Source organism: Nocardia sp. NPDC050710 (assembly GCF_040654375.1).
Taxonomy (GTDB): domain Bacteria; phylum Actinomycetota; class Actinomycetes; order Mycobacteriales; family Mycobacteriaceae; genus Nocardia.
This window is the reverse complement of record NZ_JBFAHV010000018.1, coordinates 157,931-184,912: the sequence shown is the minus strand read 5'-3', so window position 1 is coordinate 184,912 and position 26,982 is coordinate 157,931. Positions and strand designations below refer to the sequence as shown.

Sequence of the window (26,982 nt, the reverse complement as noted above, 5' to 3'; positions counted from 1 at the left end):
TCTTTTAGTGCGGCGATCACCCCATCTCGCGTCGCCGAGGCGATACGGGGTCCGAAGGGGCACTGCCTCCAGAATGGCGGCCGCCGCGTCGCCGAGGGAGCGAGATCAACCACCGTCAACCCACAGCACGCCATGGCCATTGACGTCGATGTAGTCGAATTCGCCCGTCTGGGCTGGCACATATCAACCAACGGGATCGCTGGTGATTCGACACCTTGCGACAGCGCTGAGTTCGGTCGCGGCAGGACAAGACGCGCCAGCCGGAAACCCGTGCAGCACCCATCAACTCCGACGCCCACAGCCGTGGATCCGAACCCCAGCTACCACCGCATCCCGACTAGTCCCACGACCAGAGACGGGCCACCACGCCCATGCCATCAGGAGCAACGAATGGACAATTCCGGCACCGGCCACCGTGTCATCACCGCTCTCGGGGACTCGGAGCGATACGACTCGGTCGCCGCGAGCGACATCATTGCCTACTGCGCGCCGAGCCTTGGACAAGTTCGCCGAGGTGACGAGAGAACCTCTCGTGCTCGACTATTCGATCCCGAGGACTTCGCCCAGATCGTCAGCGATCTCATCGGCGATCTCGCTCACCTCGCGCACCGCCACGGACATGACATCCGAGACGCCATCAGCCGTGGACTCAGCTTTTTCGAAGAGGAAACCGCGTCCAATACATCCCACTCGCCGCGAAAGTCGCTCGCAGTGGACGTCTTCGGCCAGGCCCACCAGAACCGTGTCTTCCGAGACCGTTCCTGGTTGAAGTATCGAGTGGGCTTCCGGAGATGGTTGACACGACGTCGGCTCTGCACGGTCACCACATCCAGCCCCGCGCCAGCCACCGTCTTCGACGCGCTCAACCGCGCCGCCAGCTTCATCCCGATCGACCCGGCCGAACCTGAGACCCTGCCCTGCGTCGTCATCGGCGGAGCCCAGGTTTACACCTACTGGACCGAAGCCCGGCTGACGGTCGCCGTTCATGTCGATACCGGAGAGATCCCGGAACAACTGCTGAGCAAGCAGGACACGGTTCCCCTCTTCCTGCGGCTGACGGTCAACGGCGACCTACGTCATCACAGTCACCTTCCGTAATGCTGCCAGGACTTCAGCGATCGAGTGGGAGCCCCAGCGCGCGGCGACGTGCGCTGTCCCTCGACCCCGCACGCGGGCCGGCTCGACAACGTGGCCCGCAGCTCGGGACCCGGCAGAGATCACCGCGCACGCCGGTCACGCACCCCGGCAATGGCACACGTAGTGATTCATCAAGGCGGCAAAGCCCACCTGCGGCTGCCCGGCGCTGACGTAGGAAAAGCACCCGGCGAGGGTGCCTAGACAGGACATCACAGCTCAGCAACCGACGGTGCCGGACAGCTTCGGCGCCGGAATCTGCGCGCCACCAAAACCTCACCAACACTGTTCGAAAGGAGTACCTCCCATGCTGTCCTACCGTTGCGGCCAGGTCACAGTCACCATCGCAACCGAAGACCAGGCAGGTCGCACCGCTCTGGATGCCGCACTGAGTCTGCTCAGTCCCTATGTCCTGCTCATACATGGCACCGTTCGCGGCATCGACGAGATGCGCATCGTCTCCGAGCTGGCCATGGACATGATCGGCCAGCGCGACCGAACCGAAGGTCAAACACCCTTGGCCATCGTCGAAATCGGGAGAACCTGGCTCTATCAGCAACCCGGCCCGGACCAGCCCGCCTCCAGGGAAGCCACCGTCATGAAGCCTCCCAGCGACGCGAGCTCCACCCACAACTGGCAGCAGGTCGGCCGCGACGCCTACTACAGCGGCCATGAGCATCACGCGCCGTTGTCCAACCCACATGTAACCAAGGCGATTACGACTGAATCCGGTGACTTCATCGACGACGAAGCCCAAGTCCGCCGAATCTGCCAAGACTACGAAGCCGGCTGGGAACTGGCCGCACAAGAGGACGCCCGCAACTCCCTGGGCCGCTCTCTTCTCGGCACCGGCGAGAACACTCAACTCTCAGCCGCGGAACACCCCACCCTCCCCCTGCCGACCCTCACGAGCACTCCGATCGAGGTCGACACCAAATGACTTCCCGTCCCCCACGCAGCCACGCACAGGGCACCCCGGGCGGGTGGGGCACCGTTGCACCGCCCCAAAGATTCCCGATTCGATGAATCGGCCAGGCCAATGCCTGGCCGATCCGCCCTCAACCTAATCACACTCGGCATGCGTGCATGGATCCGGCGAGGCGCCCGGGCGAGGACGCAAATCCACACAGGGTCTCGGCGCCGTTGCTTTTCGGGGAGTCGGCGTGGGCGGTGAATACCGGTGAGCCAGGACGCCAACTGGGATTCCTACCTGTGGCCCTCGGACGCAGGGGCCGGGAAAATGATGCTGCGTAATCTCTACGGCGTGCACAACGTGGAGGAGTTGCTGCGCCGCGAGTACGCCGAGACCACCGACCGCGCATGGGAGATCGAGAGCGGCGAAGTAAAGATCCCCTCCACCGGTGATCTCACCGAGTGGCAAGCCCTCCACGGTCATCTGCTCGGCGGGGTCTACTCCTGGGCCGGTGAACTCCGCACAGTCCGGTTTACCCAAGGAGACGGCCACTACTTTCTGAATCCGGATCATTTCGAGGAATGCATCCCGCTGGTGTTCGACAGTGTGCGCGACCTCGACTGGGCGAGCCTGACCCGATTCCAGTTCATCGACCACGCTGCCCGCTTCCACATGCTGCTGAACTGGGTTCATCCCTTTCGGGAGGGAAACGGCCGAGCCACCCGGCTTTTCCTCGATCGACAGATCGCCTCCGCGCCCTACGCTCTGGACTACTCCCGCGTGGACGCCGACCGATGGAACGCCGCGGCGATGGCCTCACGCCCGACCACCTATGTGTGGCCGTCCAACCACATGCCGCTGGTATCGGTGTTCAACGAGATCACGATCCGCGCCGACGCCCCCGCCGGGAGCCTCGATCCACTCAATCCCCTCGATCTTCAGCAGATCATCGACAACGCCCGCCACCCCGGAACATCCGGACAGGACATCGCCGCCACGATCGGCGCGGCAATCCCGGGCCAAGAGCAGATCATCGGCTCCACACTCAGCACCGACCGCTCCGATGCCGACGAGCGCGACAGTCCACTTACAGCTCCCGATCTCGACAGCGGACTGTGAACCTGGCCCGAGAACCAGGGCCGGAAACGAGGTGACGACATCGACGACTCCGACCAGATTCGCCAGGCCCACGGATGACCAATCCGCCGCCGAGTGATCTGATGCCGCGCCGGTGTCCAGCCGATTCCCGCGTCCGGCGCGGCAATAGCGGCCATTCAGGCACCAGGAGGTCTTGTCGCCCTGGCGCTTTCTCGGCGCTCAACCAAACACGCCGCTGTCGCCACCACACCCGCCCGCTGCGGAATCGGTGATCGAGGCGTAGCCACCGATGGGCAGGTTCCGGAATCGATTCCGGCCGCCGCCGCGCCACCTGCGGTGCGCGACCGCGTCACGGCAACCGGACCGGCCGAGCCGAAGACTACCGTCGCGGCCAGGCGGCTCGTCGTGGCAGCGCCAGCTCGCCTGCTGCAGTAGCGTCGTACGCGACGACCAAATCGCGACGACGCCACGGACCATCCACCACCATGACCCGCTCTGCTCCCCAAACCTTGAGCACCACAACCCTGCTCGACATCGACGGCGATCCCGTGCTCCGGGCCGCTGGGCCCGTCACCGGCTCGATCAGCCTGCGCTATGGCTGCTCGGACCCACCCACTCGCGCGTGGTTCCTACGCGTGCAGTTGGCGCCGACCATCCCCGACACCGCTTCCGGCGACACCGCCCACACCGCGGCACTGACCATCGACGGCACCACCGTCTACGGCGGGTCGGCCTACCTGTGGCTGTCTGTCGGGCGCCGCGCGCCCCGCACCGGAGCCGATCTGCCCGACGCGACACCGCGCGATCTCGTCACCGACCCGTGGTCGACTGCCCCGGGCTCGCTGCCCGCCGCGGGCATTGCGGCATTGCACGGCCTCTACGATCTGATCCTCACCGCCTGGCACACTCCCCAGCGCTGGAGCAGCGCCCAACTCGCCTGCCCACCGCAGACAACACCCAGCGGCGACAACGCCGGTGACAGGCTCGCCGCGATACACACTCTGAGCAGGCCACCGCAGTAGCCGCCATACCGTCCCCGCCGTCGAACACTCCGATACCGCTCACCCGGACGGGCCTCAACCAGCTCGTGTCCGTAGTCGGGTCCGCCGAGGGCGCACCGCCGCCGGCGAACTCCGCTCAACCACGGCCGCGCCACACTGCGTTGGTCTGCGAGTCCTCCGCGCGGCACACTCGAGTGCGACCCACCCATCCGGTACGCCCCGTGGTACCCGTACTCCTCCGGAGCCGCATGACCGACCAACGCTCGCAACGCTGGCACGACCGTTTCCCCGACCTCTACCAAAAACTCACCCCGCAACAGCAGGACCATCTCAGCCAGACTCTCGGCAGCCACGCACTCGCCGGCATGGACCCCGACCGAGAAACGGTCTCCGACCTCATCGACCGCAGGACCGGGGTCATCGACAAAGCCGAATACGATCGCCGCGCCGCGGCACGAGCGGCCGAAGCTCGCGCGGCCGCACCCTCTGCCGAGTAATCGGCCGCCTGACCGCCTCCGGTGCCCCCGGACCTCACGACCGCAGGCAAGCGGATCACATCCCAGGCGACCCATCAGCGCAACGTCGCTGCGGTCTGTCCGTTGTAGGTGCGCAACTCGACATCGGCGTACCACACCAAAGCCGCGCCCATTCTTATTCTGGCCCAGGCGAATTGAACACCGGGTACCCGTCGTCAACTCATCGACAGCGCCCGCGCATTCAGCGATCCGGCCGCATTCCACGGATGCCTCGGACCCGCACCGCTGACCTCGCTGCCCACCGCCACCGTCGCGGCCGCGCTGGCCGGGATCGCGGCCGCGCCCGGACTCACCCTGATCCGCATCGTGTCCGACGACGCCGCCCGCTTGTGCGTCGAGCACCCCGCCACCGGGCGCTTGTTCGAGATCGGCGAACGACTCGACGCCTGGCTGCACGGCGACCTCGACTCGCCCGGCCGCAGCGACGACTGGCCCGGCGACCCCGTAGACGACATCGGCCGAGACGAACTCCTCCCGACCGGTCCCCACAACTACCTGCTCACCGCCACCCACGCCGATACCGCGTGACCACAACCCCAGCAAAGCGCGGACCGCACAACGGAATCCGTTTCGTGCACGCCGATTGCGGACCTCTTACCCGTCGCTCGCACGGGGTGCACCAGCGCCCGGCCGGTTCACTCGTGCCTCATCAGATCGGACCACCGTGACCGAAGATCCCGACTATCGTCGCGCCCTGCCCGCGCCGCAATCACCCTCCCTCCCGGCAGTGAACAGCCCGCTGGTCACGCCGAGTGCGATGGTCTACGCCACCAGCGAAGACGCCAGCCGCGTCTACCCGGCCCGCTACGCCTACCGATGGAGCGACACCACCACCGGCGTCGTGCGAACGGTCGCGGCCATCAGCCGCGACGACGCCTACGAATCAGCCACCGGAATCCGGCGGATCCAGCGGCGCCGTCACCGCCGTCCGGCGGTGGTCGTCTCCGGTCTGGAGGACGGACGCTGGATGCCCGGCGACATCACCCCGCCGTCGGCGACCGGAGTCAATACCGTCTTCGACGTCGATATCGTCGCCGAGATCTGCCGAGAAATCCTGCAAGACATCGCCGATGGCGTCATTCCCGCCGACGTCAGCAGTTTCAGCGACCTACACGATCACATCGACGCCAGCCAGTACGCCGATCAGCACATCAGCGCCCGCGAAGACCTGTCCGGCCAAACCTTCGTCGAGTTCATCGTCGACGTGCAGGACGTCGTCACGGCCTGGCTACAGGCGGGGCGACCGCCGACCTTCGTGGTCACCGCCCCAGTCGGGCCCGCGATCGTCCAACTCCACACTCCCACCACCTATCCCGACGCCGACAACGAACTCGAATCCACCCCGAGCCTCGCAGCGCAGGCGGATCCATCGCGCCTGCCCGCCCTGCCCACTCCCCACTTCCGCGCGCAAGCGGACCCGGACCAGCGCAGCTGAGACGCGAAAGCGCGGGCCCGCACGGCACTGCCTCGCCCCGCGGTGTGCCCGTGACATCCGGGCCTGTCGCCGACCGGTTGACAGTTCCGCACCCTTCCCATTGCGCCTTCGACCGCTGCCTGGGACGACCGCATCTCGCTTCCTGGCCGCCGCCGCAGGCCACGACCTCGACGGAGTCTGAGTCGCAACACACCAGAATCCGTGGCATTCACAGACGGGCCCGATGCACGAGGTCGCGCGCGCCTCCTCCGCACGAGTTCCACGCACGGATCATCCCGTTCCGACCAAGAGGATTTCGTCATGGCCGTGAAGGTGATCACCTCGCACGAGTACCACTCCGCCGGTAACCACGAGGACGCCGGTCCTGCCAGCACTCTGTTCCCGAGACCGTCGCGAGTTGGAAAGCGCTGGAGCCGGACTGGAACGGCCAGCATTGGCGGTTGGACTGGATTCCAGGTAGCGGGTACCTGCCTGTTCCCGGTCAACGTCGTTCACGGCTGACCGAAGGCCCGCCTCCGCCGCGCCGAATCCACTACAGCGCAGCGTATTTCACGTGCGGACCCGACGCGGTCTCCTCACGGGTGCGATCGGAATCTGGCAGGCATCGGGTCCGCCGACACCGCGCCCGACCATCCACCCAGCGCCCCAGCGCGCATACATCCTCCCCATCGAAGGGCATCGAAGCATGAACCCACATCCTTTGCACGCCGCCGGTCACCGTGACCGACGCAGCGGGCGTGGCGGTCCAGCGCGCCGGCCCGAGCCTCGTCACCTGTCGCGGACTCGTCCCCGTCATCGACCTCCGGCACCGCGACCACCCCGGCACCGGTCCCCGCGCCGACACCCTCGAAGCCGTCCACACGACCACACCCCGCGACAGCTCTGCTCTACACACACCGCACGAGGACCAGCACAGTCGCCGCCGACCGAACACCCCGGGCGCACCGCCGAGCAGGCACCCGAAACCCACGCGCCCCAGTGATGACCCGGGCGATGAGCACACAGACCCAACGCTGGCGCGAGACACGCGGCTCTTACCGTGTCGCCGGCGAACCTCTCGACATCTCCCTCTACACCGTCGAACAGATCGGCCTCACGGCGGCGAAACACTTTGTCGTCCAGCATCATTACTCGTAATCATTCCCGCAGGCGCGGTACGGGTTCGGGTTGATCGAACACGCCCCGAACAACGAGGAAGCCGAACTCGTGGGCGTGCTGACCCTCGGCAACGGCGCGCGCGCCGCGACCCTGACCAACGCCTTCCCCACCCTCATCCCCTACCACGAAGCGCTCGAACTCAACCGCCTGGTGCTACTGGACCGGATCCCCGCCAACGCCGAGAGCTGGTTCACCTCTCGCGCCCTGCGCATAGCCGCCGAACACGGCATCCGCGGCGTCACCACGTTCTCCGACCCGAGCCAGTTCTGGCAGTCACAGGCCGACGGCAGTCGGCTGCTGGTCAAACGCGGGCATGTCGGGTCGGTCTACCAGGCACTGAACATGGTCTACCTCGGCCGCAGCCGCCCCACTCGCAGACTCTACTTCCCCGACGGCATCGAGATCAGCCGCCGCGCACTGACGAAGATCCTCGGCCGCGAGGTCGGCGCCGACGGGGTCGTCGCTCGCCTCATTGCCCGCGGCGCACCACCACCACACCCCGATCCGGACAGAGTGGACTGGCGCAGCTGGCTCGACGACGCGCTCATCGCCTGCGGGGTACAGCGCCTGCATCACCCTGGAAACCACAAATACGCACTTCGGGTCGGGCGATCCCGTGCCGAACGCACCTGCACCGTCATCGCCTCCACCCGCGCAGCGTCCTACCCGAAACACCTGACGCTCTGATCATGTCGCGCCGGAATTCGCCGACGAGTCCGCGCCCGCGAATATAGACAACCCATAGGGCAACGTCTCGAGACCGTCCTGCTCGGCCCGCGCGAGCGCCCCGAAACCGTTGTGGGACATCAGGAAGCGGGCGCTCGCTACTCGACCGCCGGCTCCAGACACCGACACCGCCGACACGAACAGGCTTCAGCCGATGGACACAACCATCCAACCCGGCCACCGCGTCACCGACGTAGCAGATCTGCTGGCCCTGCCACACGACAGCGTTGTGGAACTGCGCGACGGCGAAATCGCCCGCCTGGCAGGCGATGTCATGGCCACCTACCGCGACGCCTACGTGACCGACACCGCCGGCTCCCGCGAGATCGGCGAGCAGCACCTGCCCGCGACAGTGCTCAAATTAGGACAGCGAGCGGTGGATCGCGTCGGTCCGCCACCCGAACAGATCCTCGCGTTGAGGATGGAGGTCGAGCACGGTGTGGTCAGTGTCGCCGAACGCCTCGTCGATCTCCTTGTGATTGTGTGGTCGGACCCGATAGGTTTCGACGGCAAACGTCCGTGGGGATTCACCGCCTGGCGGCAGGACTTCTACGGATCGATGGTCGAAGCGGGGTTTCTCGTCGAGACGGACCGACTTCCGTCCGGAACCATGACCCTGTCACCGGCTGAACGCCGCCGCGCCGACCGGTTGATCATCGACGCGATCAGCTGCCTCGCCGAAGACCGAACGCCACCATGAGGCACGGTCGTCCCACCACGCCGGCCATCCGGGCGAAGTCCTCGAAGAACGCGCCCATCGAATTGCAACGAACCTCCTGAACCGCATCGAGCGCATGAACAGGAACCCGCATGAGCACGAATACCGTTGCGGCACAACGAACACCGGACCCACCGCGACGGCGTCGAGGTGGCGGTCTTCGCCGACCGCGAAGAGCCTGTTGTCCTGACGGGTCTGCGGTGTGCGGTCTGCGCCGAACGGCTGGAATATCTCCTCGTTGAGGATCATGTGCAGGTGCGTGACGCCTGCGGCGACCCTGACGGCATCACCACCGAGATCACACTCGAGGTGACGTCCGGGAAGATCGTCGTCTCCGACCAGCCTGCGCCCCGTCTACGACTGAAACGACGACGAGATCGCCGACTACAACACAACTCTCGGGCAGGCCCAAGCAATCCAGGCCATTGGCTCCTCATCACCTCCCGCCCACCGACGCGAACGTCTGAGCCGGCCACCGAGCACCGCAGCGGCGACCCACGGGCCCGCCCGTGCGCTCAAGGACGCGGCACACTCGCAAGAGACCCCACCGCGCGCGGACGAGCCGCTCGCCTACAACCTGTTCGAGGAGCTCTCGATGTCGCAGCCGGTTTCCATCAGTGTCGAATTCGCCGACTTGTTCCGCGGCGTAGTGCCGCGGGTGCGCGAGGCGGTCGAGCAAATCCTGGCCTCTCAGCGTCTCGAGGGTCTGACGCTGACCCGCGAGATCGTGGCCGACACGCTCGGCTATGCCACCGGCGAGCTCAGCGAAGCCGAATACGATCGGCGAGCCGCGCGCTGGACGGTCACCGAGCATGGATGATCCCCGCACGCCGGACGAACTCGAAGAGCAGCGCTGGCAGGCGTATCTGTGGCCTTCACGGACCGGCGCGCCGATGCTGGTCAACCTCTACGGCCTGCATGATGAAGCCGAGCTACGTGCGCGTGAGTACGCCGACACCACCAAACGCGCCCTGGACCTACAACTCGGGCGCAAACACATCCCCCGCACCGGTGACCTCGCCGAGTGGCAGGCCATCCACGGTCACTTGTTCGCCGACATCTACCCCTGGGCCGGACAGCTACGCACCGTAGGAATGGTGAAGCGCGACAAGGACTTCCTGCATCCAGAAGACTTCGACATCTATATTCCTGCAGTGTTCGACCACGCCAGCACCATCGACTGGCCGAGCCTGGACCGCGAGCAGTTCGTCGCCGACACCGCCTGGCTGTACATGCATCTGAACTGGATCCACCCGTTCCGCGAAGGAAACGGGCGCGCGACCCGCATCTTCCTCGACCGGTTCACCGAGCCTGCACGATGGCGGCTGGACTACACCCGCATCCAGCCCAGGGCTCTGGTCACAGCCCTGGATGACTAGCGCCCCGCCGAATACCACCCACCACAGGATCCGGGCCTGCTCACCCGAGCGATCTCGGCGATCACCAGCCCACGCACCAACATCATCGACCTCGACCGACCCGGCACCGCACGCGATCACCGCCGCAGCTCCGACATCCACCGTCTCGACAGCGCTGAAGGTGCCGCGATCGGCGCCGCGATCCAGGCAGCCGGCATCACCGATGCCACGCCGACCGGGACCGGTCCCGGCGTGACCGACTCGGAATCCACCACCCCACCGTCCGATCCGTCCACCGGGCCACACCGCGACGAAGGACCCAGCGCCGATCTGTGACGACCTGTTCCGCGCGCCGTCGCCACAGATCTCCCGTGACGTGCCCGCCGATATCACGGCCACGGCCCGCCACTTTTCCGGCCCCTCAGCCTGACCGAACTCCACCAGTGCACTCCGACGACCTGGTATAGCCGTCGCGCCCTCCTATTGGAAGGGGACCACATCCGACTGCAGTGAGGGCGGCGCGGCTTCGGTGGCCGCGACGATCGCGCCCGAGCACACCGTCGACTTCTTCCCGATCGCCACAGCGCGGGTTGGCGGCAACGATCTCGCCGCGGTCCGGCGCACCCTGCGCCACGAGCCGGCCTCGCCGACGACATCGCGCTGACGACCATCGGATTCGCCGGTGGGATACAGGCTTTCGCGCCCCAGGAATCCGAGGACGCCGACCTCATCGAAGAACTCCACTACCGAGGCAGCGGATTGCTCGCGGGATGGCGCTGCGGCCGCGGTTCGGCGAAGCCACCGCCCTCGGACCGCCGACATCGCCGAATAACTCGCCTGATCCCAGTCGCGCCCGCCCGATCGACGCACGGCCGCGACCCCGCGCAGTGCGGTGACGGCGCGCGCCGATCTCACGCGCCGAGCCAGCCAGAAGACCGCGATGGCTCACCCACTCCCCTGATCCGGCCAATTCCTCCCTGTCCGCATTCAGATTCGAGGCAACACATGAACCCCATGCCACCGTCGGACTCGGACCGAGTCGCGGTCCCAGCCCGCCTGTCCCACGCGCCGCGAGCACGCGGTCTGGTCGTCCCTCACATCACCCTGTCCCATCGCGACACCGCACGACCGGTATGGGGAATGCTGGACCCCCGGCGCGCCCATCGGATCCTGTGGGGCAAACGGTGCCAGATCTGCGCGCAACCACTCACCGACCGGGTTGTACTGTTCATCCGCTCGGCCGACTACCTGCACGGGCTGACCAAGGAACCGGGCAGCCACCCCGAATGCGGGCACTATGCCCGCCGCGCCTGTCCCATGCTGAGCAGTCAACAGCGCCACTATCACGCCAACCCGAGCGTACGGTTCGCGCGCTGCGACGACCCGGACTGCGAGTGCCGTTTCTGGCGGCCCCGCGAGACCGACCCTCGCGACCCGCCCAACGACGGCCGACCTGCCGAAGCCTGGTACGAGGCATGGATCGACATCGCCGACTACGAGGTGATCGAAGATCCCGGCACCGAGACCAGAGCGCCCGCGGTCGGAATCAAACTCGAAGGCGTCCGCTTCCTGCGGCTGCGCAAGGTCCGCGACAGCGCCGCCCCCGCAGTCCAGGGCCGCACTCCGGAAGCACTGGATCAGCTCATCATCGCCAAGACACTGCTCGGCTTCTGACCACCTCCGAGGAATCAACGCAGCCCGAGCCCGTGACAGACCAACTCCGTCGGACGTAACCCTCGCGCCGGGCGGGAAACGACGATTAGGAAACCTATGTGGACCAACAACACTGTGCAGTTCGCGCGCCTCATCGCCGAGTTGGAGGCGGCCGGTGCGTTCACCGATGAGGTGATGACGTCCTTGGCCGCCTCGATGGATCTCAGGGCCAAAAACGTCAGAGAACTGAAGAACCAGGCCATCGGTCTGTGGGAGGAAGTGCTGTCGCACGCCAACCCGGCCGCCTGGATCGAAGAGGTCATGGGCAGCGGAGCATTCGGATCGGTTCCCGAGTGGCAGCTGATCACGAAATCGCAGGCCGAGAGCTGGGCGGGTAGACCGCTCACCGCTGCCGAGATGGACCGCCTCGACGACCAAATCCCGAACTCTGCCATCCCGGAAGCCATCGCAGAGATTGTCGCCGGCTTCGAGGGCACCGATTGATCACCCGGACTGTGCCCGGCCGCAGGCGAGCAAGAGAGGTTCGGCACAGTCGAGTCCGATCGACGAATTACGTTCCTGGACAGCACAGTCGGGTTGTGCTGATCGGCGTGCCGACCGCTGGATACGACTCGGCTAGAGGCCCCGCGCCCGGCGCACGATGCAGTGAGGAAAAGGGGTGTGACCCGGCGATGTCGATCTACCTACCCGCTCCCCGCCCCAACCCGCGTGGACCCGACGGCAGGGGCTGGAACCGGATCTCCCTCGGCGCGCACTACGGGGCTCCGGCCTCCCAGTGCGCGCTGCGTCCGCACACCTATCCAGCGCTCGTCGATATCAGGCGCGGCTCCCGATTCTCGGCGTGGGGACCTTACGATCCGTGCCCTCGTGCCCCCTACAGCGAAGGCGAACGACCGGACTGCCTCAATTGCCCCGTACTCACCGAGAAGGTGAGCATGCTCGACATCGACGCCGACCGGGTGCTGGTTCGTCTCGAATGCCGAACCGTCGGGACAGGATTCGCCACCGAAGCCCGGCTGACTCCGTGGATCGTGACCGACGTCGCCGCCGGTTGGGACAGCCCGCACCAGCACTGGCCATGGCACCGACTCGCTCGGCTCGAAGGCTGGAACGTCGGGCGCGCCCATCACGACGACTGCTCCGAGGGATTCTGGCTCATACGAAACCACCCCGCCGACAGATCCGCACCGCCGAAAACGGACTGACGAACTCTGCCCTGGCGCGCAGCGCGTCGTCCACGGCGTGCTGCGCCGAGACTTCCGCGCCTGGGGCTGCGCGAGCATCACGACCTCACCACAGTCTCAGCCTCCCCCCGACCGTCGACAGCGCGGCCCGATCTCGAGCCGACTGCGAGGACGTCCGTCGACATGGACAACACCCTCGCGCTGAGAGTGCGTCGTTGCCCACTCAACGGGCCCTGCAACTACCTTCACCGCCCGCGACCGGTTCACGGGCACATCTGACGAGGAGCCCTCGATGCTCGAACACCCCTCTCACATCTGCTGTTCACCCCGGAGCAGCGACCCCGACGACCCAGGCCCCGGCCTGCCCGGAATGTGCGGGCATGCCCGTCAGCGCGTCGCCGACATCGCCGAGAGTCAGCCGTGACAGCTTTAGACGGCGAGCAGATCACCCTCGGCCACGACGAATACCGCATCACATACCACGCCGACCAATGCGCGTCGAATCCGCGCGAGGACCGCGGGCACCGGTCCCTGCTGACCGTGCAGGGGCACAGTCCCCGAGAGGGATGGCCGCTCGACGAAATCGACGCCCGCGTGATCCCGGAGGTGTCCTGTGTCCCTCCGGAAGCGAAGGAACACGCGGTGCGCGCGGTGTCACGGTTCTTCGAGACCTACGGTCGAGACGACAGCGACAGGGTGGAGCGGGCCTACGCGGTGTGGCACGCCATCTCAGCGTCGCCGTTGCGATTGTTCACCGGAAGTGTCGGCAGTCGAGCCTATTTCGCGCTCGCGCACGCTCGCGCAGACGCCGACGCCGAAGCGCGTGAGTACGTGAGATGGGCCGACGGTGAAGTCTTCGGCTGGATTCTGACCGGCCCGGACGGCGAGGTCGCCAGCTGCTGGGGCTACTACGACCTCGCGACCGCGCGAGGGGACTGGCACAGCGCGCTGCGCCAGGACTGGCTGACGCGGACCCGCTCGGCAGCGATCCAACGGCGAGAACGTCACCGGCAGGCCCGCTCGGCGGGCGCGGGCTTCATCGGCGCCATCTAGACAGCGGTGACAACCACACGAACGCCGCCCTCGCCCGGCTGACCTTCGTCCGCGAACTCCTTCGATCGAGCGCCGCCATGCCCCGGGAGGTCGCTGCGCCTGCACACGAACATGCTCCTCGATCACCGTCGCGGCCGAGCCCATGGAAAGGAAAATTTCGTTGAACGACAACGCTATCGAAGACACCGGCCAAGACTCGCAGGCGAACCTGCCGGTAGCGGCGGTGCTCGACCGGATCCTGACGGTCGTCAGCGGCTCTCCGGCCGCCCGACCGAGGATGCCGGTCGCCGAACTACCCGATGTCATCGACATCGCGCTGACCGCGCTGTCGAGGCAGATGCTGCTGTCGGTCCCCGGGTTGTTGCGCATGCTGCCCGGTCCCCTCAGCACCGCCGAACTCGACCGATTGCGTGAGCTGATCCCAGCGTCGAGCGTTCGTGACGCCGTACGCGAGAACGTCTTCATGCTGATCCAGGACCGCCGAGACCAGCTCGCCTCCGCCATCGCGGCAGGCGAACCGCCGAGCGGTCTCGCCGGTGCGTTGCACGAGTGGCCCTCACTGGAGGCGATCCCGGCGCAGGTGATCGCAGAAGTATGCGCGCAACTGTCACAGTTCGTCGGAATGCGGATCGTACGAGTCCACGGCTACGGCGTCACGCACCTGTATTTCGAGGACCCCACCAAGGTCCGCTTCTACAGCGTAGAAGGCGATCTGACCCGATGGTTGCGCGGCCACAGCTCGACGCCGGGCCTGCCCGCCGATTGGATCGGCGAACCCGTCTACGACCTGCCCGCCGACGAACTCGTCGAGACCAGCCCACATGATCTGGTCCTGCCCGACCCCGCACCCTGAGCGCATCCGCCACGACGATCGGCCCATGGCACCGACCCGGCATCACCACCGCCCGAGGACACCCACCCCTCCGGGGCGGTCGACGATCTCGAGGACACCACTCCAAATCGTCGACTGCGCCGACGAACAGGGGAATCCGGCCGGGTCGGGCTCGCGGTGCAGCCAGGACACCACGACAACGCGGCCGCACACGCCCGGTCCGCCCGGACCCGGCCGAGTGCGGCGCAGACCACACCGAATTCGAACGCCAGAAGGAGCACTATCCGTGTCTACGGCCGACCGATCGGCGTGTTCCCCCACCCCGACCACATCCGCACCACCACCTGAACCGCAACCTCCCAGCCCACCGATATCACACCGCCCGGCACCGGCGGCGACCCGAATCACAAAGGAGAAGAACGTTGTTACTCTGTACTTTCCAGCGGAGGCCGTCTCGCGGAACGCACACGCGGACGCGGGCATTCGCGCTCACCGGTATTGCGCGATGACCAGGGGACGGGCGATATCGGCGCGAGCTTTCGGGATCCGCGCGCACCTGGTCGATGTCGAGGCCGAGGTCAACCGAGGTCTGGCTTCGGTCACCGTGTCGGGGTCAGCCGAGTCCGACCTGCGGACCTCTCGCGACAGAGTCCGAGCCGCGCTGGTCAATTCCGGCTCGGCCTGGCCCGACGACAAAGTCCTGATCACCGTGTTGCCGTCGGCACCCTCACCGGTCCCCGAGGCCAACGACCTCGCGATGGCCGTGGCGGTGCTCGCTGCCTCGGGCTCGGTGCCCACGACGCGCCTGACCGGCACCGTCCTGCTCGCTGGATTGAGCATCGACGGGCGGCTGCGGCCCGTCCGCGGAATCCTGCCCGGGGTCCTGGCAGCCCGCAACGCCGGCTTCGCCACGGTCGTCGTCCCGCACGCCTGCATGCCCGAGGCCGCGCTCGTAGACCGAATCGAAGTGTTGGGGGCGGAGAACCTGCGTGCGGTGATCGGCTGGCTGCGCGGACAACACCCCCTTTCACACCCGGCCGCCGCTGCACCCGCGATCCTCGAAACCGACTGCCGTGGCGGAGATCTCGATGAGGTGGCTGGCCATCATCAGGCATGCCAGGCGCTGGAAGTCGCGGCCGTCGGCGGACACAGCCTGCGCCTGATCGGCCCACCCGGGGTCGGCAAACTCATGCTGGGACAGCGGCTCCCCGGTCTGCTACCGCCGCTAACCGAAGCCGAGTCGCTGGAGGTGGCCGCCATTGCCTCGATGGCAGGCCTGCTGAACGACCGCCACGACCCCCGCACCTGCCACCGGCCTTATGTCGCAGCCCATCACAGCAGCTCCGTCGACAGCCTGCTGGGTTCTGCCGTGTCCGGTCGCCCCGGCGCCGTGCCACGCGCTCATCTGGGCGTCTTGCACCTCGACCACTACCCCGAACTGCCCGCCAGGACACTGGATGCTCTGCGAACTGTGCTCGACGACGGCGAAGTTCGCCTCGCCAACCGCGACAGGGTCGTCCGATTCCCCGCCCAGGTCCAAGTAATCCTGTCCGCGCTGCCATGCCCGTGCGCCGCGACCCGCTCCGGCGCCTGTATCTGCTCACCCGCGACGCTGCGTCGCTACCACGGCCGTCTCGCCGGGCCCGTGCCTGATCGTATCGACATCTCAGTCCGGCTCGACCCCCACGACGGCGGGCTCACCGACACGGCGAACGAGTCCACCGCGGTCGTGCGTGAACGGGTGATCGCCGCGCGCGCCGCCGCAGCCCGCCGCTGGCACGAGATCGGCGTCACCACCAACGCTCGAGTGCCCGGACCGGCCCTGTGCCAACAGTTTCCGCTATCGCACGCCGCCGCGGCCGTGGTCGAGTCGGCGCTGCGTGCAGGCAAGATATCCGCGCGCGCCGCCGATCAGGTCGTGCGTGTCGCCTGGACCCTGTGTGACCTGCGTGGTGCGACACGACCCGACACCGACGACATGACGCGAGCGTTGGATCTTCGACTCCACACCCACTGAGTGCCCCCGCGCACCTCCGCGGATCAGGACTGCCGTAGCGACCTGTTCACCGGTGACTCTGTCGGCTTCGTCGGCCACATGCAGCGGCGGCTCGGTCAGAGCATGGATTTCGTCGTCGGTGACCTCACCGAGGCCGGGGTCGTCGCCGCGCTGCTGACGAAGCTACACGCACGGGGCGCACCGAACCCAACCCCAGACCACCGCCACCAGAGAAGACCTCGACACGTGGGCCCGCCACGGTGTGGCATCGGGTAGGTCATCGATGCGATCACCGCGTGAACACCCACCCGATGCCACCGCCTCCCCTCACCAAGACAGGGCCAGCCCGAAATCCTTCACCCCTACCGATGAATTCCAGGGCTCACCTGCGCTGGCCCGGCTATGTGCCCCGGCAGCGGACGTTATGACCGAACCCATCGAGAACGGACACTGCCCATGCCCGAGACCCGTCCGCAGCTGCACATCCTCAGAGGCCGTCTCGTCTCTGGCGACGAGGTCGAGATGATCTCCGAGCCCGTCGAGGCCGCTACCGGCTCGCGTGACGAATCCTGCTACATGGCAGGCATTTTCGTCGGCGACTATTTCAGCGAGGACGCGGGTGAATCGTATTTCTTGTTCCGCGATGGTCGGGTGGGAGTGACCCGGCAGCCATATTTCGGTGTGCCCACCAGCCACTTCAGCGCCGAAACCCGGCAAGAATACGGGCCGCTGGTGCGCAGTGCGCAAGCCGTTCACGAGGGCCGAGGCTGACTCTGCGATGTCGAACTCGGGCGCCGCTTCGCGCGCCAGCTCCCCTCGACTTCCGACCACCGTCTCCACCCCACCGCGATCCTGTTCCCTGACCTGATCGGAGTACTCCCGATGCCGACAGCACCCCGCTACAGCGGCTACGGCTATCGCACCCCTCCGGTCTACCCGGAGCAGGCTGGCCTCGAGCCCGGTGAAATGTAGTGCCACGACTGCCGATCCAGTCGTACCCGACCCAACCGAGGTCCAGCGCCGCCTCGACGCGACACGCCCGGTGACGCCCGCGCGGGGCGGCATGGACCCTCACCCCCTGAAATGCCCGTCATCGAAACCGATTGCAGGAGAACAAACTCAGTGACACAGACACCATCACCGTCGCCGGAAGATGTGCGTGCCAAGTGGCAGCCCGAAGCCGAGCAGGAAAGCACCTCCGAACTCGTCCATATTCTGCGGCTGCTGGCGGGAGCGCAACAGCCTACTCCGCACGAAGACCTCGTGATCGAGATCATCACCTCCACCCTGCTGGCGCGCCATCCCGAAGTCGCCGCCGCGCATCAGCGATGGGAGGCGGTGCCCTTGAGGTACCAGCGCAGCGAGGAGGTCATCGCGGCCGCGGTCCGCAGTCTCGGTCCCCGATTCGCCTGGCTCGACAACGGCTCCCTGGCCACCGGCACACTCGGCGAATACGGCCTGCTCTGGCACTACCGCCAGCACCGCGAACACGGTGAGATCTCACCGGTCATCAAGACCTGGGACGGGCAAACCCTCGACGTGGCCGTCGACAACCCCGATGAAGACCTCCACCTGTTCACCGCAGGCCCTCATACCTACCAGGAGAGGTTCATGCACTACGCCATGAACCAACTCCGCCCACAGGACGAACGATGCTTCCCATCCACCGACGCCACCGGCCTGCGCGCCACCGGACACGACCAAATCACCACATCCCCGCGTTCCGGCGCGCACTCGACCGCCGAATGCCTCGACCTCGGCCGACAAGAGCAGACATGCGCGGGCGCGGTGGGTCGCCGAGGTGACAGCGCGCATCGGTGCGCGGCCCGACGGCTGGCCTGTCCGGACCCAGCGATCCGGTAACAGATATGCCGCGGTCGCACGCCGATCACCGTGGGACGGCTACGACATCGACGCCTGCACACTGCGCGTGGCCACAAGCCGAAAAATCGGGCGAGCACTTCGAGAAAGGCGGGTAGCGTGTGAAAAGGGTCGTTCAAATGTCGGGTGGTATCGGATCTTTCGCTGCGGCCGTGCGTATCGCGCAACGGCATGGCACCAACGATATGGTTCTACTTTTCGCCGACACCCTGATCGAAGACGAAGACCTGCACCGGTTTCTGGCCGACGCCGTGGAATACCTGGGTGTGCCGTTGGTGAGGGTCTGTGACGGGCGAACGCCATGGGAGGTGTTCGCCGACGTCCGGTTCATCGGGAACTCGCGGCTTGCCCCGTGTTCGAAGTGGCTCAAGCAGGTCCCGTGCCGCCGGTGGTTGCAACACCATTGCGACCCCGCCGACACCGTCCTCTACGTCGGGCTCGACTGGGCTGAACGACGTCGCGAACCAGGCGTAATCGGCGGATGGGCGCCATGGCGAGTCGAGTTTCCGATGGCCGACCAACCTCATCTGAGCAAAGAGCAGATGCTCGACGACTGCCGCGCTCTCGGGCTTGTGCCGCCGCGTCTGTATGAGCTCGGCTACAGCCACAACAACTGCGGCGGTATCTGTGTACGTGCGGGACAGAAACAATGGCGGCGCACGCTGGAGGTCTTCCCCGACCGCTTCGCCGAGGCTGAACGCCGGGAAGCCGCACTGCGCAAGGAACTCGGAGACTATTCGATCCTGCGGGAGCAGCGCGAAGGGATCAAGTACCCGCTACCGCTGTCGGAACTACGTCGCCACGCCGAGAGCTCCCACGCGGATCCATCCACCACATCCACCTGCCGCGCGAAGCCCGACCATTGCGCCACATCCGTATCCTGATGTCGCGATGAATAGTTCGACACCACACAGGCCCGCGGCATCCGGTGCTGTTCGCATATATCGAGGACGAAAATGACCGCATCGAGGCCCTCCGCCGTCATCGGCGACATCCCCGCCCGCGCAGCCCACTACATCGACCATGGCGGCGAGGACTGGCATCGATTTGTGGGTCCGAGGGGGTGTGCGCTGGTCGGGCCGCCGGGATCGGGCAAATCTCAGATCGCTGCGGACTATGCACGGAGATGGGCCCAACAACGAGGCGACGTCGCCTGGATCGACGCCACGACCCGCGACGGCATCCTCGCTGGGCTGGTCCGCATGGCCGGTTACCTCGATGTGGTCGTCGTCGATCCTGTAACCACCGCCGGACGGGTGCGCGACACCCTGCACACCTCTGAGCGCCCGACCCTGCTCGTGTTCGACGACGCCACCAACGCCGAGATCATCGATCCATTCCTGCCCTACGAAGGAGGAGGGGTCAGTGTGCTGTACACCACAACTCGGCGGCATTTCGTCCAGCAGTCGGGAATCGCCGACCACGCCGTGCCGGTCCATGGGTTCAACGACGAGGACTCGCTGCGCTACTGAACCGCCCCGGTGGGTCGGGAGACTTCATCATCTGTCGGAGAGGATGGAGTCGTGTCGTCGAGTAAGAGGTACCCGGCTGAGCTGCGTGAGCGGGCGGTGCGGATGTATGCCGAGGTTGCCGGTCAGCACGAGTCGGAGTGGGCCGCGATGAAAGCGGTCGCCGGACTGCTGGGCGTGGGGACCCCGGAAACGGTCCGCAAGTGGGTGCGCCAGAGCCAGATCGACGGCGGTGCCCGCCCGGGTATCACCAGTGAAGAGTCGGCGGAACTCAAGCGGCTGCGGCGGGAGAACGCAGAACTCAAGCGCGCCAACGTGATTCTGAAATCGGCCTCGATTTTCTTCGCGGCCGAACTGGACCGGCCACAGCGCTGACCGTCAGATACATCAGCGAACACCAGGGCCACCGGATCGACGGTGGCCTGCGATGGGGTGTCGAGTCGATCTGTGCCGTGTTGTCCGAGCTCGGCGTGCAGATCGCCCCATCGACCTATTACGCGCACCGCGCCAAGACCCCGACGCACCGTCATCGGCGCGACGAGGAATTGAGGCCGGAAATTGCACGGGTTCACACCGAGAACTTCGGCGTCTATGGCGCGAGAAAGGTTTGGCTGCAACTGAATCGAGAAGGAATCCGGGTCGCCCGGTGCACGGTGGAACGGCTGATGCGTGAGCTCGGGTTGCGCGGCGCGGTCCGCGGCCGGGTCAAACGCACGACCATCGCCGATCCGGTGGCCGCGCGGCCGGCCGATCTGGTGCAGCGGAAGTTCGCGCCAGCGGCACCGAATCGCTTGTGGGTGGCCGACATAACCTATGTGTCGACTTGGTCGGGGTGGGTGTATGTGGCCTTCGTCGTCGACGCCTACGCCCGCCGCATCATCGGCTGGCGCACCGCCACCTCGATGACCACCGCGCTGGTACTCGACGCCATCGAGCACGCCATCTGGACCCGGGAACGGGAGGGATGGAACGTGAAAGACGTTGTGCACCACACTGATAGAGGATCTCAATACACATCCATAGCGGTCACCGAACGGCTCGCCGAGGCCGGGATCCAGCCCTCGGTCGGCGCGGTGGGGTCGAGTTTCGACAACGCCCTCGCCGAGACGATCAACGGCCTCTACAAAACCGAACTGATCAAGCCGCGAGCGCCGTGGCGCACCGTCGACCAGGTCGAGCTAGCCACCGCCGAATGGGTTGACTGGTTCAGAGCGCCACGAGGCGCTGTTGGTTCGAATGGAGGTGAGAGACCTTCGTCTGCCTGCTGTCGCGGCAGCGGGTTGAAGCTGGGGGCAGCCTGATCCGGGGGACGCCGGTGAGGGTGGTAAGCAGCCCCGACAACGACGGGACGCGTCGGCACTGCCAGATGACGTGGGTCCGGCAAGCAAGACGGGACGGTGTACGTGAGAAACCAGCGTCTGAAAGCTCCTCAAGTCGGTCCCACCAGCTCGAATCTGGCGGATGTGGGCTGGGCAGCGGCGCGCACTCGTATCACGTTGTGGTGCGGGGAACTTCGTGACCGGATTTGTACCTTCGGTCCGGAGGCCACGGTGAAGGTCCGCGGCGTAGTCGTGGCGATGCCGCAGGGGCATAGTTGGGCACCTCACCCGTCGATCGATCCGACAGTGAACGTGGGAACCCACACGGCGGTCCCTTTCCCGGGCCGCGTCCAGCGGTCCGGCAGGAAGGCCCGTCGCCGGCCGATGCTGCCGTGCGGGGGCGGAGGATCCGTAGTAGTCCGAGATCGGGAAAGCCGGTCACATGGCGAAGGGGTCCAGCATGTTCGCAGTCTCCGAGCATCGAGTGGAGGTCACTGGTGAATACCGGTGCGCCGTGGCCGGAGCCGGAAATGGCTTGGCTGCGGGTACGCAGGATGCAGCGGAAGCTGCACCGTTGGGCGGTGGCCGATGCGGGCCGCCGGTTCGATGATCTGTTCAATCTTGTCTATGACCCGGCTTTCCTTGTCGTGGCGTGGGACCGGGTGCGGGGCAACAAAGGAGCCCGCACGGCTGGAATCGATGGAATCGCACCATGTTCCGTTGATGACGGTGTCGGGCAGTTCCTGTCGCAGTTGCGTGACGATCTGAAGGGGCACCGGTTCAGGCCGGTGCCGGTGCGGGAGAAGCTGATCCCGAAGGCGAATGGCAAGATGCGTCGTCTGGGAATCCCGACCACCGCCGACAGGATCGTGCAGGCGGCTGCGAAGCTGGTGTTGGAACCTATTTTCGAAGCGGATTTCAAGCCGTGTTCGTATGGGTTCCGGCCACGACGACGCGCGCAGGACGCTATCGCCGAGATCCACCACTTCACCTCGGGAAACAAGGGATACGAGTGGGTCTTCGAGGCAGACATTACTGCCTGTTTCGACGAAATCTCGCATGCCGCACTGATGGATCGGGTGCGGATGCGGGTCGGCGACAAGCGGATGCTGGCGTTGGTCAAGGCGTTCCTGAAGGCCGGGATCCTCTCCGAGGACGCGGTGCATCGGGAGACGCCGACCGGCACGCCCCAGGGTGGCATCCTTTCACCACTGCTGGCCAACATCGCTCTCTCGGTTCTGGATGAGCACTTCACCGGCAAATGGGAAGAGTTCGACACGAACTGGAAGCGCACCAAACACAGGCGCGCCGGGGGCGCCACCTATCGGATCGTCCGCTACGCGGACGATTTCGTGGTGCTGGTCAACGGCACTCGCGCCCAGGCCGAAGCGCTATGGGATGAGGTCGAGGCGGTGCTCGCGCCGATGAGCCTGCGCTTATCGGTTGAGAAGACAGGGATCCGTCACATCGACGAGGGCCTGGAGTTCCTGGGCTTCCGCATCCAGCGGAGGACCAAACCGGGCAGCAGAAAGCGGTTCGTCTACACCTGGCCGTCGAAGAAGTCGCTGGCTTCGATCATCGGCAAGGTCCGAAACCTGACGCGCCGCAACTCGCATCGAACACTGGTCACCCTGCTACGGCGGGTCAATCCCGCAATGCGGGGCTGGTGCAACTATTTCAAGCACGGGGTGTCCAAGCGCACCTTCTGCTACGTCGACCACTTCGCGTTCATGAGGGTCGCGTATTGGCTGCGCAAACGGCATTTCGGTTTGACCTGGGGCTCGCTACGCCGCCGATTCTGGCCGAACTGGCAGATCAGCGACCGCCGCGTCGAGCTGTTCCGACCACGAGAGGTGACGGTCAGCCGTTACCGATATCGGGGCTCGAAAATCCCTGCACCATGGGCAGATTGGCAACCCGGCACCGACCACGCACCAGCGGCTTGAACATGTGGAGAGCCGGATGCGTGGAGACATGCACGTCCGGTTCGGAGGGCGGGCCGCAGAAACCCACCGTGTCGAAAGACCGGCAGGGCGCTGCGGTCCGACCCCTACACCACCGCCGCCTCTACCGGCACTGCGGGGACATGCCCCCAGCGCAGATGGAGGCCGCCTACTACTGTCAACAACCAGCCCAGCAACCCGTTGAGCTGTCACATCAATAGGTCTCCGGACTCACCGGGGCGGTTCACTCCACCGCATCCCCCATCGCCTGCACCGCACACCATGGCGGCAGGAGAAACAACGTGCGAACCCCAGCAACCGATTACCGCTCACCACGTCGATCGCGCCTACATCACACCCAGAATCGGTAGATCAGGTCCGCACGCCGCGCGCCGCGCACCACACTCACGCGCGTGCACCCAGTCCCCGTGGCTCTTCAACGCCACGCAACCGCCACGACGCCACTGCCCGGCGGCGGGCCCGCCTCGAGCAAGTCGCCGCCATTGCTGTGATCGTGGCGTTCGTGGCCGCGGTCTGGTGGCTCGTCGTCCACTTCAACCCGAGCCCATCGACCGACCCTATCGAGGATCAGCCGATCTCCTCCACCGTTAACACCGTGGTGGACCCCTCTGTCAAGCCGTCAACCCCCTAGCTCATCCAGCCCACTTCCACAACGAACCCCGGAACCCCCCAGATATCAGCATTCGCACCACCTCCACTTGAGGGACGCTCAGCGCCAACCTCGCGCCACAGCGCCCTGATGTGCTGATCCAAGGTCTCCGACACCACAGAAATAGCCACACGCCCATAGTTTCCTCGACGATCGGCGCCCCGACGCCCGCCGACCAGCTGCTCCGGCGATACGCGGAGGCCGCGCTACTACGCAAGGCCCACACCGTGATGCACGGTGAGCGCCACGTCACCGTCGAACACGGCCATCCACGACAACGGATCGTTCAACGATGCCACCGACCGTCCCTCTCGGGCGCGGCTGTCTGACGAATTCACAGACCCGATCGGCGAGACCAACAGCATCAGATCCCACCCTCAGCGCCGCAGGGGCGACGCTCGAACGCAATCCCACTGACGCTCGGGGCAATTCACGCAATCGAACCCCACCCGCACACCCCCGTTCCGATCGCGGCCTCTACCCACGTACCCAACTACCGGGCGGTGCCGCACCATCCGCATGGGCGGCGCGGCATCGACACCGATGTTGAGACACGGCCGGAACCCTGTCCCTAATAACTGATTAGGAAACACCGAGATGTCCTCGATCGACTTGTGGTTCCCGCTGGCCGAAGTGCTGCCGATCGCCGAGCACGCGATTGCCGCCGCCGAGCATTCCCGCCCCCCGTACGACGAACCCACTGATGCACCGCCAGTGCCTTCGCTGATTTGGGTCAAGGACGAGGGCACCTATTTCCGTAGCAACGGCATTCCCGCCCAGCTCGACCCCCATCGCGAGGGCCATGTCGTGGTCAGCTACGCCCTGGGCTGGCGCGAGTCGCACATCGGTCTGGAGGACACCGCCGCCGGGGGTGACGACTTCGCCGAATACCTCGAGCTGACCGCACCCGACGACACTGGCGAGACGCTGATCAACCTGATCCGCGAGTTCACCACCCAGCAGGGATGGCTCATCCTCACCGTCGAAGCCAGCACCTACACCGTCGCTTTCTCCACAGCCAGTCCGCCCACGCGCGGCTTCTGACGCCTGCTGCCCCTCATCCCGCTGGCGACCGAACTGTAGTCCGGCAACGACCACACCCAGCGTCGCCCTTGGAGATCGCGCGCACCGACCCGCCCAGCGATGACAAGGTCGCGGCGATGCTCGCCAGCGGCCTCGACTGCAGCCGCTTGCGGCTTGGTGACGAGTTCCGAACTGGCTCAGCGAGTGAACCGGCCGAACACGCCCTGTGCAAACCGCTCCATTAAACCTTATAGCTTGAAAGGCGATCATCAATGGCCGTAAGAACATCAGTGACCGTGCCCGAGTTCGCGCGGGAAATACTGGCCGAATCGCGAATCGAGGGCGACAAGCTGTTTCTCCCGAAGCAGCTCACCCCCGCCGATTACAAAAAAGTCAACAGGGTCATCGAGACCATGGGCGGAAAGTGGAGCCGCCGAGAACAGGCCCACGTTTTCACCGATGACCCCGCCGAAATCATCGCGGCGGCCGTGGCAAGTGGCAAGACCCCCAACACTGTGAGCAAGACACTGGAGGCGTACTTCGCGACACCCGACTGGTTGGCGAGGCACATCGTCTCGGGCGAGCACTCCGACATCACCGGTCTCGAGGCCGGGGCGCACGTCCTCGAGCCCTCGGCAGGGGATGGGGCGTTCGTGCGGGCAATCCTGGAGACCAACCCGAGCGTGCATGTCACGGCCGTGGAGCCCAATCCCGAGCGTGCCGCCGTGATCGGGTCCGACCCACGGGTGACGGTCGTGGTGTCCAGCTTTGAGGAGTTCGCCGCGACCGCATCGCGGCAGTTCACAGTCGTGGTGATGAACCCGCCGTTCGCTCTGCCGCGACGGCCGACGGTGTGGATGGATCACCTCTACGCCGCATGGGACCTGCTGATCGCCGGTGGCCAGCTCCTGGCGGTCGCGCCCGGAAGCTACACGTTCCGAACCGACCGCGATTACCGGGCGATGCGTGAATTCATCACCACACACGGCGGTTACGAGGAACTGCCCGCCGGGACATTCGCCAAGTCCGGCACGGATGTCGATGCCGTGTTCCTCCACGCACGCCGCCCCCTGGACCTCTAGCAGTCCGGCTCGGCGCACACCCCAAAAGAGTGTGCCCCTATGGGATTTCTCGTCTTCTCGAAAGGACGTGTAGGTGGAAAAGAAATCACCGTCCATCGAAATTACCGATCTCTACCACGAATGCGCCGCAACCGTGGAGTTGGTTTTCTCGACCCATACGGTCGCTCACGAGGAAATCGCGGCAGCGATGAAACGACACCCGCAGTATACGGGTGTTCTGGTCGGCAGCATCGACTTATTGCAACCGACACATCCGTTGATGCGAAACGAGGTTGTCTACCGGTCTCATTGCCGCGAGATCCTCACGCGTGTCGTCGCCGGGACCGATACCCGACCCGGAACAGCTGCGGAGGTCTGTGTGGCGTGCGCTGTAACGAGCGCGAGGGCTCCGTTCACCACATCCGCAGCCGGGCTCTATCTGCGGATGTGGCAGCTGGCGGGCCTTGCGGAGATCGACGGCGTCACAGGCGACCTCGCCTACTACGAGGGCACCGTCGGCTCCCGGATCGATGAGCTCGAGGCGATGACGCGCCGACGGCTGGCCGTACCGAACCGGCGACTGGCACCCGCGGAGCGCGACGGGTAACCCGGATGCCGTAAGAAAATCTCGACCTCGAGAACCGCCGCGCATACGCGATTGCCCTGCGCGACAAGGCCATAGCTCGCCGGGAGGCCACCGCTGCCGCTGACCGAGCGCTGGCCAGGGCCGCGCCGGGACCGCGCTACGGCGGATCGAACGCCCACCGAGGCAGCAACAAGATCCACGCACTGTTCGACAG

Annotated in this window: 30 protein-coding genes; 28 read left to right on the top strand and 2 right to left on the bottom strand. The window is 66.1% G+C overall.

Features of this window, described 5'->3' with window-relative positions:
• Window positions 1-132 precede the first annotated feature (132 nt).
• The 5 genes from AB0H61_RS26865 (at window position 133) to AB0H61_RS26845 (ending at window position 4,643) form a co-directional block, all read left to right on the top strand.
• Complete coding sequence (locus tag AB0H61_RS26865) at window positions 133-1,098, top strand: hypothetical protein (RefSeq protein ID WP_357309719.1); 966 nt, start codon at window positions 133-135, stop codon at window positions 1,096-1,098.
• Window positions 1,099-1,441: 343 nt separating this feature from the next.
• Window positions 1,442-2,074, top strand: coding sequence for a hypothetical protein (locus tag AB0H61_RS26860; protein WP_357309716.1), 633 nt, complete (start codon window positions 1,442-1,444; stop codon window positions 2,072-2,074).
• A 240-nt stretch (window positions 2,075-2,314) separates the two neighbouring features.
• Entirely contained in the window at window positions 2,315-3,166 is an 852-nt protein-coding gene (locus AB0H61_RS26855) for a Fic family protein (RefSeq protein WP_357309713.1), read from the top strand.
• Between the two features lie 464 nt (window positions 3,167-3,630).
• Window positions 3,631-4,167 (top strand): hypothetical protein, encoded by a 537-nt coding sequence (locus tag AB0H61_RS26850; RefSeq protein ID WP_357309711.1) that lies wholly within the window; start codon window positions 3,631-3,633, stop codon window positions 4,165-4,167.
• A gap of 227 nt (window positions 4,168-4,394) precedes the next feature.
• Window positions 4,395-4,643 (top strand): hypothetical protein, encoded by a 249-nt coding sequence (locus tag AB0H61_RS26845; protein WP_357309708.1) that lies wholly within the window; start codon window positions 4,395-4,397, stop codon window positions 4,641-4,643.
• A gap of 194 nt (window positions 4,644-4,837) precedes the next feature.
• On the opposite strand, the gene AB0H61_RS26840 is transcribed toward AB0H61_RS26845, so the two are convergent.
• On the bottom strand, window positions 4,838-4,975 hold the full coding sequence (locus AB0H61_RS26840; RefSeq protein WP_357309705.1) for a hypothetical protein: 138 nt from the start codon (window positions 4,973-4,975) through the stop codon (window positions 4,838-4,840).
• A gap of 13 nt (window positions 4,976-4,988) precedes the next feature.
• Between AB0H61_RS26840 and AB0H61_RS26835 the strand changes: the two genes are divergently transcribed.
• From AB0H61_RS26835 to AB0H61_RS26805, 7 genes are all read left to right on the top strand, one after another.
• Entirely contained in the window at window positions 4,989-5,210 is a 222-nt protein-coding gene (locus AB0H61_RS26835; RefSeq protein ID WP_357309702.1) for a hypothetical protein, read from the top strand.
• 136 nt (window positions 5,211-5,346) lie between these two features.
• On the top strand, window positions 5,347-6,117 hold the full coding sequence (locus AB0H61_RS26830) for a hypothetical protein (RefSeq protein ID WP_357309700.1): 771 nt from the start codon (window positions 5,347-5,349) through the stop codon (window positions 6,115-6,117).
• Between the two features lie 993 nt (window positions 6,118-7,110).
• On the top strand, window positions 7,111-7,254 hold the full coding sequence (locus AB0H61_RS26825; RefSeq protein WP_357309698.1) for a hypothetical protein: 144 nt from the start codon (window positions 7,111-7,113) through the stop codon (window positions 7,252-7,254).
• A 30-nt stretch (window positions 7,255-7,284) separates the two neighbouring features.
• Window positions 7,285-7,962: a hypothetical protein gene (locus AB0H61_RS26820; protein WP_357309695.1), complete on the top strand. Its 678-nt coding sequence runs from the start codon at window positions 7,285-7,287 to the stop codon at window positions 7,960-7,962.
• 193 nt (window positions 7,963-8,155) lie between these two features.
• On the top strand, window positions 8,156-8,701 hold the full coding sequence (locus AB0H61_RS26815) for a hypothetical protein (RefSeq protein WP_357309692.1): 546 nt from the start codon (window positions 8,156-8,158) through the stop codon (window positions 8,699-8,701).
• A 613-nt stretch (window positions 8,702-9,314) separates the two neighbouring features.
• Window positions 9,315-9,539: a hypothetical protein gene (locus tag AB0H61_RS26810; protein WP_357309689.1), complete on the top strand. Its 225-nt coding sequence runs from the start codon at window positions 9,315-9,317 to the stop codon at window positions 9,537-9,539.
• Window positions 9,532-10,098 carry a Fic family protein gene (locus AB0H61_RS26805; protein WP_357309686.1) on the top strand — a complete coding sequence of 189 codons (567 nt, stop codon included), beginning with the start codon at window positions 9,532-9,534 and terminating at the stop codon, window positions 10,096-10,098. The genes AB0H61_RS26810 and AB0H61_RS26805 overlap by 8 nt, the downstream gene beginning before the upstream one ends.
• 459 nt (window positions 10,099-10,557) lie before the next feature.
• Here AB0H61_RS26805 and AB0H61_RS26800 read toward each other — a convergent pair whose 3' ends face one another.
• A complete protein-coding gene (locus AB0H61_RS26800; protein WP_357309684.1) occupies window positions 10,558-10,992 on the bottom strand; it encodes a hypothetical protein in 435 nt (144 codons plus the stop codon).
• 225 nt (window positions 10,993-11,217) lie between these two features.
• On the opposite strand from AB0H61_RS26800, the gene AB0H61_RS26795 reads away from it, so the two are divergent.
• The 16 genes from AB0H61_RS26795 (at window position 11,218) to AB0H61_RS26720 (ending at window position 26,789) form a co-directional block, all read left to right on the top strand.
• Window positions 11,218-11,751: a hypothetical protein gene (locus AB0H61_RS26795; RefSeq protein WP_357309681.1), complete on the top strand. Its 534-nt coding sequence runs from the start codon at window positions 11,218-11,220 to the stop codon at window positions 11,749-11,751.
• Between the two features lie 96 nt (window positions 11,752-11,847).
• On the top strand, window positions 11,848-12,234 hold the full coding sequence (locus tag AB0H61_RS26790; protein ID WP_357309678.1) for a hypothetical protein: 387 nt from the start codon (window positions 11,848-11,850) through the stop codon (window positions 12,232-12,234).
• A gap of 188 nt (window positions 12,235-12,422) precedes the next feature.
• Window positions 12,423-12,956 (top strand): hypothetical protein, encoded by a 534-nt coding sequence (locus AB0H61_RS26785; RefSeq protein WP_357309676.1) that lies wholly within the window; start codon window positions 12,423-12,425, stop codon window positions 12,954-12,956.
• A gap of 399 nt (window positions 12,957-13,355) precedes the next feature.
• The gene (locus AB0H61_RS26780; protein WP_357309673.1) at window positions 13,356-13,988 is read left to right on the top strand and encodes a hypothetical protein; all 633 of its coding nucleotides are present in this window, start codon (window positions 13,356-13,358) and stop codon (window positions 13,986-13,988) included.
• A gap of 160 nt (window positions 13,989-14,148) precedes the next feature.
• Complete coding sequence (locus AB0H61_RS26775; RefSeq protein ID WP_357309670.1) at window positions 14,149-14,841, top strand: hypothetical protein; 693 nt, start codon at window positions 14,149-14,151, stop codon at window positions 14,839-14,841.
• Between the two features lie 484 nt (window positions 14,842-15,325).
• Window positions 15,326-16,837 carry a YifB family Mg chelatase-like AAA ATPase gene (locus AB0H61_RS26770; protein WP_357309667.1) on the top strand — a complete coding sequence of 504 codons (1,512 nt, stop codon included), beginning with the start codon at window positions 15,326-15,328 and terminating at the stop codon, window positions 16,835-16,837.
• Between the two features lie 435 nt (window positions 16,838-17,272).
• Window positions 17,273-17,587, top strand: a complete 315-nt coding sequence (locus tag AB0H61_RS26765; protein WP_357309664.1) for a hypothetical protein — start codon at window positions 17,273-17,275, stop codon at window positions 17,585-17,587.
• Window positions 17,588-17,938: 351 nt separating this feature from the next.
• Window positions 17,939-18,679, top strand: a complete 741-nt coding sequence (locus tag AB0H61_RS26760; RefSeq protein WP_357309661.1) for a hypothetical protein — start codon at window positions 17,939-17,941, stop codon at window positions 18,677-18,679.
• Window positions 18,618-18,986, top strand: coding sequence for a hypothetical protein (locus tag AB0H61_RS26755; protein ID WP_357309658.1), 369 nt, complete (start codon window positions 18,618-18,620; stop codon window positions 18,984-18,986). Before AB0H61_RS26760 ends, AB0H61_RS26755 begins: the two co-directional genes overlap by 62 nt.
• A gap of 19 nt (window positions 18,987-19,005) precedes the next feature.
• Entirely contained in the window at window positions 19,006-19,581 is a 576-nt protein-coding gene (locus AB0H61_RS26750; RefSeq protein WP_357309655.1) for a hypothetical protein, read from the top strand.
• 72 nt (window positions 19,582-19,653) lie between these two features.
• Window positions 19,654-20,169, top strand: a complete 516-nt coding sequence (locus AB0H61_RS26745) for an ATP-binding protein (RefSeq protein ID WP_357309652.1) — start codon at window positions 19,654-19,656, stop codon at window positions 20,167-20,169.
• 51 nt (window positions 20,170-20,220) lie between these two features.
• A protein-coding gene (locus tag AB0H61_RS26740; protein ID WP_357309650.1) for an IS3 family transposase occupies window positions 20,221-21,467 on the top strand; the annotation gives its coding sequence in 2 pieces (ribosomal slippage) (window positions 20,221-20,503 and window positions 20,503-21,467; 1,248 coding nt in all).
• A 515-nt stretch (window positions 21,468-21,982) separates the two neighbouring features.
• Window positions 21,983-23,431 (top strand): group II intron reverse transcriptase/maturase, encoded by a 1,449-nt coding sequence (gene ltrA / locus AB0H61_RS26735; RefSeq protein WP_357309647.1) that lies wholly within the window; start codon window positions 21,983-21,985, stop codon window positions 23,429-23,431.
• Between the two features lie 1,264 nt (window positions 23,432-24,695).
• Complete coding sequence (locus AB0H61_RS26730) at window positions 24,696-25,142, top strand: hypothetical protein (RefSeq protein WP_357309644.1); 447 nt, start codon at window positions 24,696-24,698, stop codon at window positions 25,140-25,142.
• A gap of 275 nt (window positions 25,143-25,417) precedes the next feature.
• A complete protein-coding gene (locus AB0H61_RS26725) occupies window positions 25,418-26,203 on the top strand; it encodes a class I SAM-dependent methyltransferase (RefSeq protein WP_357309642.1) in 786 nt (261 codons plus the stop codon).
• Window positions 26,204-26,561: 358 nt separating this feature from the next.
• Window positions 26,562-26,789, top strand: a complete 228-nt coding sequence (locus AB0H61_RS26720) for a hypothetical protein (RefSeq protein WP_357309639.1) — start codon at window positions 26,562-26,564, stop codon at window positions 26,787-26,789.
• Window positions 26,790-26,982 lie beyond the last annotated feature (193 nt).